The organism is Moraxella sp. CTOTU47724 (assembly GCF_032014955.1).
GTDB lineage: Bacteria > Pseudomonadota > Gammaproteobacteria > Pseudomonadales > Moraxellaceae > Faucicola > Faucicola tetraodonis.
Genome location: NZ_DALZSV010000015.1, coordinates 17,457 through 27,419 on the forward strand (window position 1 = coordinate 17,457; position 9,963 = coordinate 27,419).

Consider the following 9,963-nt stretch of genomic DNA (forward strand, 5'->3'; position numbering starts at 1 on the left):
CATGCCGTATTTAATTGCAAACAATCAGCGTATCACCATTGATTTGCCTATCTCTCATGAGATCGGCTCTGGCGGTATGGGCATTGTCTACCGTCTTGGTAATCTATTAGGCACGGGCAATTTGGTGGCAAAAATCTTTAAAAATCCCACCGACCCCAAAAACCCCAGCCTTGCCAAACTACAAGCCATGATGGCGCGTCCGCCTGAGCATATTTATGAAGTGATTAATGGGGTAGGATATACCCAGTTTGCTTGGGTGAGACATCTGATTGTCGGCGAGCATGATGAGCTCATTGGCTATGCCATGCCAGAGCTGGATTTTGATAGGTCGTTATCGCTCAATCCTTTTATGTACCCACGAGAGGCAGCAAAACTGACCGCGTATCAGCAGAGTCTCAATTATCGCGTGCAGCTGTGTGCCAATATTAGCGCCTTGATGGCGGATTTACATGGTCATGGGCATGCCTTTATTGATTTTAAAGAAGCCAATATGCGCCTGATGCCAGAGCCAAGCACGGGCATGGATGATGATTATAAAGGCTTTATCGTTGGGTTTATCGACTGTGATAGCTACCGTATTACTGGCAGTGATGGCAGCGTTTATCCAAGTCCTGTCATATCACCTGAAATGACCAGTCCTGAATACCATGAACACAAAGATATTGGTTTGTTGGATGAAAAACACGACCGTTTTGTACTGGCGATTGAGCTGTTTAAAATTTTAAACAATGGTATTCATCCTTTTTATTTTATCCCTGTCTCAGACCGATTAAAAAATGCTGCCCATCGCAACACCGACCAATTTATCAAAGAGCGGCTATATGCTTATGGCTTGCAGCCACACCCAGAGATTGCCCCGCTAAAAAACAGCATTCATGTGTGTTGGGATGACCAAACCCGTGCGATGTTTGATAAAGCGTTTTTATCCATCCATCCAACTGATCGCCCAAGCGCTGCCGAGTGGGAAAACCATCTACGCGGATTGGTTCACCACCGCCAGTTTAAAGTGTGTGAAAATTATCCCAATGATGCTAGCCACATTCATTTTGTTGGTAAACCCTGTCATCGCTGTCTGTTTTTAACCGTACCCAATAACCCGTTAACCACGCCCGTCACACCTGTGCCCGCAATCATCGCTGCAGCGACAACCAGCGTCTGGCAAACCACGCCCACCCGTGCTTCTGTAGCGTCCACTGCCGCAAATCACCCAAGTCATCAGCCAAGCGCGGCTTTGGCCGGTTTGATGGGTGATGAGACATTGGCAAATAATCGTCGGCTTGAGCAATCGCTCAATACTCAGGCTAACAGTCACCGGGGCATACCGAGCCAACCCATCAATATAGTCAATGCAAATGTAGTCAATGCAGGGGATGCAGTCGATGACGCGACCCAAACACCGGCGACTCATTCAATGGCGATGCCAGATACGATGCTAGATACAATGACAGATGCGAGAACAGCACCCACGCATCACACTGATACTACAGAGACGACACCCACTACGCCACCGTATACTACTTCTACCGGTGAGGTATCTGTCAAAAAGCCCTCTAAAGGGTGGCTGATAGCGATGATTGCTGCCCTAGTGGCAATCGGTGGCTATGGCGTATCAAGGTTAAAATCCGCCTCAACACCCACAACATCGCAATCCGCCACTACCAATCAGTCCGATAATGCCAAAGCGGCAAGTAGCGATGACAATCCACAAAAAAAACCGAAAAGCCAAAATAGTTACACTACCATCATCAAATCGCTGCCGACCGCAAAAGCCACTATGACGCAAGCGCTTAAAGCGCAAAATGGCTTTTTTTCTTCCTCATCGCAAACTAGCGTAGCCAAGCTGTATCAAGACACGCTCGGTATTAGCCCTGAGTTTTTTGATAACGTAGTCAAGGTGGGTGAGTTTGCCGAGCCATCGCTCAAACAGCTGCAGGAGCTCGGTTACAGCCAAGATATCAATGCGACAAAGCAATACTCGCTTGAAGCCTTTCGCAACGCGGATATGGGCTATTTTAAACAGCAGCCCACGAATAAAACGCTCGCCAAACAACTTAATGAAGCGGCAAAAAGCTATTACTGGCGCAAAAAAGACCCAAAAGCCGCCGTTTATCTTCAAGCGCAAGCAGTGAAATACAATCCCAACCAAGGCGAATATGCGGCAAATTTCGCTTATTATTTATTTAAAAATAACTATCCTTATAGCAAATCTTTTTTGCTTTATGCGCTACAAACGCCGCGTGATAGCAGCAAATACCCCAATACTTATATGATTGAATTGGCAGCGGCAATGGCACTGCAAGCGGGTGATGACAAAGGCGCAGTGGGGGCTTTATTGGCACAGTTTTATACCACGGACGATCAACAAAAACGTTGCCAAAACATGTTAAATTATCCGCAAACCTATCCAGAATTGGTACCCATCGCCGAGAAAGTGTTAGCCATTATCGACCAACAAAACAGTAGCGGCGCCAATCCTGTGCCCGCTGAGTGTTTGCCGCCATACAACTGGGTGGTTGGATCGTCAAATTAGTTTATCAAATTGAAAATATGAAAATAGGGTAGTAAACATCTATGATTATTGTCTGCCAACAATGTGGTCAAAAATTACCAAAAACTGCGGTTATGTGCCCAAATTGTGGCAGTCGTCAGTTTGCGCAACAATCTGATAATCATACTCAGCCGCAGCAAGCAAATTCTTTTGTACAGTCAAGTGGCTATAATGCCCATGACGGTGCCTATACCGCGCCTCAGACCTCTCAGCTGACCCAGCCCGAAAATTCTACTTGGCAAAGTTATACGCCAAATCCATCTGCAGGCAATTATCAACCGACCGATATGCCAGCTGTTCAGGCTAGTCAACCTATGCAGCAACCTGCTCAACCAATTTATCCACAGATTAACTATGAACAGCCTGATATTGCTCAGGCGTCAAATCCACCCGCACAACCCACTGACTACGCAAATCCTTATGTCGCTCCCACAGTGCAGCCACATTACCCTAGCCAATACCCAACGCCCACTACCAATCAGCTGCCTTCGACCGCGCTGCAGACTCGTAAGCCTGCTTATACCATGCTGTATGCAGGTTTTGTGCGCCGTGCATTGGCTTATCTATTTGATTTAGCGTTAGTCAGTTTATTATTGGGATTGGCTTATCAATTATTGTTGCCGCAGATTTTACCGCAGCTTGGCATTCGTGGGTTTACCGATCAAACGCTTGCCTTGATAGCGTATGGATTTTATTTGTTTTATATGACGTTATTGACCTGTTTGGGACGACAAGCAACGGTGGGCAAGGTGATTATGGGTATGTGGGTGTTTGGTATGCAGGGTCAACGGGTTAATTTTTTCCATGCGTTAATCCGCGAAACCTTAAAACTTATCTTATTGCCATTTGGTTTTTTGATGTGGTTTACCGCCCGTAAACAAACGCTGCATGATTTAATCGCGCGCACGGTGGTGTTGTATGACCCCAATTAATTTTTTAAACAGGGATAACAATAAAAAAAGTTAATCAATTTGGAAAGCCCCATGCTAAACATAGTGAGTCGTACAAAAGCCAGCAAAAAACCCAACGCCAAAGCGCAAACGTTGAGCGAAATCATGATTTTAGCGGTGGTATGGCTCCTGTTAATTGGCGCATTTTTACTGGCAGATTACGCCCATTCGCCCAAACTGCAGCGTTATCAACTCGAACTCACCAGCTATACTGAAGGCATCGCCAAACCGCAACTGCTTAGCAAATATTGTGGCGACAACGTTATTACTAATCTGTATGACAACCGTAATGATCCTAACTATGGCATGACTCAAGCCTGTGCCCAAGCCAGTCAGCCTACACAATTAATGAGTGAGGCAAAGCAACATTTTGCCAAAACCCAACAAGCTTTAGCGGCCGCATGGCAAGCCCAAGGCAAACAGCAACGCCAAAACGAATTGGTTGAGAATGAAACCGAAGTGAATTTGGGTGGCGATAAACTCAGCAATCGCCAAGATTGGCTACACCTTAATGCTAGCGGGCAACTCGATAGTTTAGACAACTTAATGGCGGTAAAAACCGATAAATTATCCCCTGCCGACCAAGCTAATTTTGCGGTGTCATTGCTTGCGGTTGCCGATGGTAATCGACGTTTTGCCTACAATCGCCTGTTTAGCAATCAGCCCGCCATTGCCAAACTGTTAAATCAATCGGCAAACGATGTCGCCAGTATCTATGACGCCAATAACAACCAACAAAAAGCCCTGCAAGCGAACAATTTACTGCCGTTAATTGGCACGCCCACGCATTTGGGAATGCTCACTCAGGTGTGTATTTGGTCGTGGGTGACGTGGGGGTTACTGTGGCTGTCGCGGCGTAAGCACTGGCTAGAAGTGTTGCCGATAGCCATCACCGTGTGGGGACTGGTTATTGCGGGTGTTAGCCATACGGTGATTCTGCCGATGATGGTGGGGGGCGTGCTGTTTTGCGTCGGCGTGCTACTGAGTGTATTGACGATTTTTTCCCCCATGCGTCGGTTCATGGAAAAATTCCCCGACAACCGTGCCATGCTGTCATCTGCGTGGATTTATCCGTTGTTTGTAGGCTTTGCCACCTTTGGCTTGATGATTTTATTTGATTTAAGCACCCGTAGTTATTTGTCACTGCGTTATATTTTTCTCAATCATTTCAAAGATTTGTTTTGGTGTTTTGTGTTTATTAGCCTGGCTCGCCCGATTAGCAGTTTGGTTAGTTGGGGGCTTAAAACCCTCATTGCCAATAACTTACTACACAGCAGTTGGGGCAATGTTAAATCGGCGATGACTAAAGCACGTGTGTGGCTGCTTGCTTTTGCGGTGAGTTATTTGGGCTTGGCAGTGTTGATTCACAGTGACAGTGCGAAAGTCGCTGAACTGTCAAAGATTTGGCTGATGGTGTTTTTGGGTGTGTTTTTGGCGATTAACCAACGCGGCTTGATTAATCATCTGTTTTTCCGCTCCAAAAAAATGACCCTGCTGCTTGCTTTTGCGGTGGTGTTGCCGTTTATCGCACTGGGTATTGCCAATGAAAAAGGCACCATGCTGGTATTTTTGTTTTTGTTTACCTTTTTGGTGGGCGTGGCGCTATCCAACAAAATTTTCCAAATGGGCGGACGGGGTTACATTTTGGGCGTGTTGTCGAGTACCGCGATTTTGCTTTTGCTGATGATGGTGTTGGTGAATTTAAGCGGATTTGATGCGCGTACTGCCGAGCGGGTCAATGCGTGGGTCAATCCGTTTGTGGCGAGCAACGATCAGATGGCGATTTTGCATTGGTTTCGCGATAGTGTGCCGATGATTGGCTATGGGTTTGGCGATATTCCGTGGTGCGGTTATCATTTATCGGGCTGTCAGGGCGTGCCGCTACAAATGCAAAGTGACTATACGATTACCTCGGTGATGGCAGTGGTGGGTATCGGGGCAAGTGTGGTGCTGATGATGGTGTATTTTGCGTGGCTGGTACTGATTGCCCGTCAGCAGATGGCGTTCGCCAGTGAGCAGATGAAATCACGGCTGTTATCGGGTGGTTATTTTTTGCTGGCGTGGGTGATTTTGCTGTGGGTGGTGATTACGGTGTTTCAGGCACTTGTCACCATTTCAGGGAATTTAGGAATTTTACCGCTCACGGGGGTGACCTTGCCGTTTTTAAGTTATGGCACCAGTAATTTATGGCTCAATAGTATTATGCTCAGTTTGGCGCTGTTTCAGCCAAAGCTGATGTTGGACGGCAATAAACCATAAACCGTATGCTCAATAACTTATCCAATTGTAGAAACGTCAAATTTTAGTAAGGCTTGCAAAAATTAAAGGTTCAAAATGACCGAAAACCAAACCCCGAAAGACGAAAACAGTCAAGAAACTATGAACAGTGGCAAGTTAGAAACTGTTCAAAAAATAGATTCTAACATCTTACCACAAGATAATAATGTCACTGATTCAACCACAGAGATTGAAGAAACAGCCACGCCTGCCAATACCTCCGACAATACGCAAGCAAGTGAAACAAAAAATAGTAACAAAAAAATCAAAAACGACGGTAAAGTTGCCAGTTTTCGGGTTTCTCAAGCGCTTTACAAAACCATTTTGACCAACTTACAAGTAATTTTGGTGGTGTTTGTTGTCGGCCTTATCGGCTGGCTGGCCTGGTATCTCTCGCCCTTAACCGCCTCAAATACCACGTACAATGCAGAGGCGAATGAAAACGCCGTGTCACTTGTCGTCGATAATCTGGGTATGGCGGATGTGGTCAACCAAGCCAACAGCCAAAATACTAATACCCAAAGTGCAAACGCTAATCTATCAACTTCGGTCAACGCCACGCCTGCCAAAACGTGCGACTTAATGCAGCCCAAAAACCAAGCCCGTTTTACCGACAGTATCAACCGAGTTAATCAAAGTCTGCTCAGCTTGTATCAGCAAAAACGTCTAGCCAACCAATACCAACTGCAAACTGCCAGCCTTTGGCAACAAGCCTGTGAGCAACATATCAACGAAGACGCGTTAGCCTTTGCGCTAAAAACGCTTGCCAACCCAGAGCGGTTGTTGCAACTACAATGGCGAGAACAACAGCCCAATCGCCGCAATCAAAACGACCCCAATGTCGCACATATGCCAACCAATTGGCTCACCCAAACCAACCCTTGGTATGGGCTACCGGGCTGTGTATACATCAAAACCGCCAAAACGGCGGACAATCAAACAGGCTATCTGTATGTCGATAGTCGTGGCAATACCATGACTGACACAGGTGACGTTGACTCATTAACCCAGCTTTGTAACAACCCTAGATTGATTCCGATGTCGGTCAAGTCCTTGGCGGTCAAACCATTGACAGGGGCGGCGACTTTACCCAATGCACCAGCATCTGACCCAAATAATGCTTTTACTAAAACCAAAAACGATATTCAAAACCAAGCCAATGGCGTGTTGCAAACCCTACAAGACAAACCCACGCAAGACCCGAAGAAACGGATTGCCTCCACCAGCAAAACTGAGGTTGCTTTGCCGACCAATCTAGGGTTGATGTATAGCGAATTGTCCAACATTCACGCCAGCCATTTTGACCGCCAGTTATTGGATGCTTATCAAAGCTACCAACAAAAAAATGATCAACGCAGCTGGTGGCAAAAACTCACGGCACCGCCAATCAATAGTATCAATGTCGATGGCTCGGATATCAAAATCGGCTACAACATGGCGTTAACCTTGGATCCCGCTGTACAAACAACCGCCCAACAAGTAGCGGATTGTGTCACCAATAACCCCAATGGCGCGGACTGTAATAACGTGCTATCGCCTGCGTTGCAAAACGTCGCCAATGGCATGTATGAGAACGCCTTGGTACGCAGTATCGGTATCGCGGTGATTGACGTCAAAACCCAAGGCGTGCTTGCCCTTGCCAGCGCTGACTCCAACTGCTACCGTGCCGATAATGGCGATACCACGATTAAGCCCACAGGTTGCCCGATACTGTGGAAAAAAGACTGGAGCAAGCAAAATCTCATGAACCATGCGTTATACCAAACCGTATACCCAGGTTCGACCGTTAAAACCGTACAAGCATTGGCACTGGTACGCGCCAATCCACGGTTTAAAAATATGCAAACCTCTGAAGCGCAATATCTCAAACAAGTGATAGCAAGCTCATCTACCGAAAAAGTGGCGAACTTTTTATATTGTCAACGCACGACCAGTGCGATGTCATTGCAACGTGACCGACAAGGCGTTTGCCCGGGTATGCCCGCCTTTAAAAAAGCCAGTGATGACATGGGCTGGAGTGTGAATTGTGCCGATAAAGGGGGAGTGAATTGCGGATTTAAAGATTTATTGTTTGGTAAAGCCTATAATAGCGACCCGATGCTACAAAGCCGCTATTTTTCAGGTGTACTGCTCACCGATGGCAAGCAAGATTACACCACCAAGCAATTACAATTTACCGAAAGCCAAGTGGCAAGCTGTGTCAAAGCCAATGGTGGACGTATGAACGGGGCGTGTCGTCAAGGGGGCGATATGCTCAATGCCAGCATGAACCAAGTGTTTGGCGCAGGTAATGCCAAAACCTCGGTACTGGGTGTGTCGGATATGTTTACCAATCTGCTGATTGCCGATAATGGCGCGACCCAGCGTCGTGGCGTGCATTTGATTGAGGATTTGTGGGGCGTCAATCAAATTCCACTGCGTCCTAAAGCCTGGCGAGGCGATGCCCAAAGTCAGGAGACATTGACCACCGCTACCAGCCAACTCGGCGCCATGCCACTGGGCATCAATCAATCTGAGGCCCGCGGTGCGCTCAATTTATTATCAGGTACGTTGCTAGCAGGCACAGGGCTGGGCGGCGGCAATGGCACAGGTTTCACTGCCTGTAACCAAGCGATTGGCAGCTGTGCATGGACACAGGGCGTGATGGTGGGCAAAACAGGCACACCCGGCTTTAACTATCCAACCACACAAAACGGTCGCAGCTTTTATACCCCCAATGTCACCGTCAGTATGGTGGCAAATCTGTGTAACAATGCGGACATTCGCGCAGGCAAAACTCAGCCATCGGTGGCGTGTTATGCTCGTCCGTATAAATGGTTTGTCTATGGACTAAAAGATAAAAATGGCAAATGGGATAAAGCGGTAGCGGTATTGGTCGAACGTAACTGGACTAAAAACGGCTTGGTCGATGACCCTCGTGATGGCATTAACCGAGCGGTACAGGCAGGCATGATATTAGCCAAACAGATGTATCAAAGCTCAGCGATTAGCCGTCCTGCCAGCGCCAAGCCACTGGCTGATTCAGTGGCTAGTCCAGTGACTGATACTACGCAAGCTGTTAAAAAAACGCAAACCCATTAATAAAAAATTTCACCATTAAGAGTAAATTATGGCTTACATCACCACCAACCACCGGTTTATCATTGACGACAAACACCCAAGCGATGTGTTTGATGAAATGGAAAATTTCTTTAGCCTATACACCACCGCCATTGATGACTTACAACGGGTGAGCGTTCAGCTGTCCGTGCCGACGAGTTTTGATATCACTGCCAATAAGAAAATGGCAGAAAGCTACCGACACTTTACCCAATCGCTCAAATACACCATGCCTGATATTCATATATTGCCGATTAAAACCCATGCCGCCCAAACAGCGGATGACGATGACACAGTCAGCGAAGCAGATAATTCGGTCATTTTGCTGATTCAACGGCTTGACGGCTATGCGCTAAATGATGAAGACGAGAACCCCAGTCTATATAGAAGTGTGTTAGGGCGACTGATGCCACGATTTGCCGAAGAAAAATCTGCCACAGGACACTACCCTGAACGCGCCCCAATTACCTTACCTGAACCTATCGCGCAACCAGCGCCTGTAGCACCGATACCTGTATCGCCGCAGTACCCAACCCAGCCTGTTTCGCCACAACCGCAGCCTGATCAAGCTTATCAAATACCTGTGCAACCAACAACACCGCCTTCAAACCCCAATCCAGTGCCTGCAGTTGCGCCGATGCAGTCGCCGCTGGTCAATACCGAGCCTACACCACATAAGCCACAACCTACGAGGGTACAACCGCCAACAGCTGCGCCCAAGCCGATGGTAACTGTGTTGCCAAACATCCAAAAATCCGCCAAGCCGTATCAAGATTTATTGACCGATGCGATTATGGCAGCGGCGAAACAATGGGTAAATAAATCCCAAGTGATTACTCAAATCACCTTAAAATCTAATGATGGACTGACAACCGCGATGGTAGAGCAGTTATTTAGCAGTTTTAATCATGCCCATAAATCCACCAATACCCCGCATGATGCCATTGATTTGGTATCTTACGGCTATGAGGTGTTAAAACCCAAGCTTGCCACAATTGGGGTAAGCTTGTCCGACGAAGCGCAATTTGGGTTAAAAGCCAAAGTGCAAGCCACGCCAACGGATATCGCACGTTTGCAAAAAGGTGAGGT

At 47.1% G+C, this 9,963-nt stretch carries 4 protein-coding genes and 1 pseudogene; all 5 read left to right on the forward strand.

Annotation, left to right across the window (positions count from 1 at the left end; translation table 11 throughout):
* Position 1: 1 nt before the first annotated feature.
* Entirely contained in the window at positions 2–2,530 is a 2,529-nt protein-coding gene (locus RTR63_RS04940) for a hypothetical protein (protein WP_312522997.1), read from the forward strand.
* A gap of 41 nt (positions 2,531–2,571) precedes the next feature.
* Complete coding sequence (locus RTR63_RS04945; RefSeq protein ID WP_312522999.1) at positions 2,572–3,480, forward strand: RDD family protein; 909 nt, start codon at positions 2,572–2,574, stop codon at positions 3,478–3,480.
* A gap of 51 nt (positions 3,481–3,531) precedes the next feature.
* Positions 3,532–5,757, forward strand: coding sequence for an FtsW/RodA/SpoVE family cell cycle protein (locus RTR63_RS04950; RefSeq protein WP_312523001.1), 2,226 nt, complete (start codon positions 3,532–3,534; stop codon positions 5,755–5,757).
* Between the two features lie 75 nt (positions 5,758–5,832).
* A complete protein-coding gene (locus RTR63_RS04955) occupies positions 5,833–8,856 on the forward strand; it encodes a penicillin-binding transpeptidase domain-containing protein (RefSeq protein WP_312523003.1) in 3,024 nt (1,007 codons plus the stop codon).
* Between the two features lie 28 nt (positions 8,857–8,884).
* Positions 8,885–9,963 (forward strand): annotated as a pseudogene (locus RTR63_RS04960) (hypothetical protein); the annotation flags it as partial.

Excerpts from the sequence above, each read along its gene's own strand:
- RTR63_RS04955 (WP_312523003.1), top strand. The coding sequence starts at position 5,833 with ATGACCGAAAACCAAACCCCGAAAGACGAAAACAGTCAAGAAACTATG.
- RTR63_RS04950 (WP_312523001.1), top strand. The coding sequence starts at position 3,532 with ATGCTAAACATAGTGAGTCGTACAAAAGCCAGCAAAAAACCCAACGCC.
- RTR63_RS04945 (WP_312522999.1), top strand. The coding sequence starts at position 2,572 with ATGATTATTGTCTGCCAACAATGTGGTCAAAAATTACCAAAAACTGCG.
- RTR63_RS04940 (WP_312522997.1), top strand. The coding sequence starts at position 2 with ATGCCGTATTTAATTGCAAACAATCAGCGTATCACCATTGATTTGCCT.